The sequence below is a fragment of the Bacillus sp. GbtcB10 genome (assembly GCF_019091365.1).
Taxonomy (GTDB): domain Bacteria; phylum Bacillota; class Bacilli; order Bacillales; family Bacillaceae; genus Bacillus; species Bacillus altitudinis.
In genome coordinates this window covers 1-319 of the sequence record NZ_JAGXJP010000058.1, presented here as the reverse complement: position 1 = coordinate 319, position 319 = coordinate 1, and the positions used below count along the sequence as shown (strand labels likewise).

Here is a 319-nt window from a genome sequence, read left to right as displayed (position 1 = left end):
CAACGAAAAGAAATTTTAGAAAGTGATAGAAAAAAAATTGATATCACAAAAGTTGGTAAACAAAAAGAAAAAAAAGATGCTTTAAATCAGTATAGGGAAAATACGGTAATCTCAGTTAATCAACGAATTCAATCTTTAGAACAAGAAATATTTATGAAAAAACAGGAAGTAACATCATTACTTCAGCAAAATCAAACAACAACCATAAAGGCACAAAAGGATGGAATTGTACAATTTCCCTCTATCATACAAAAGGGGGATTTAATTGATCCTGGTCAAGAAATAGTCTTTATTATTCCAAAAGAAGAAGAAAAAAAAG

General features: G+C 28.2%; 1 pseudogene. It reads left to right on the top strand.

Annotated features, from left to right (window positions below):
- Positions 1-319: pseudogene (locus tag KVT11_RS19640) on the top strand (hemolysin D); the annotation flags it as partial.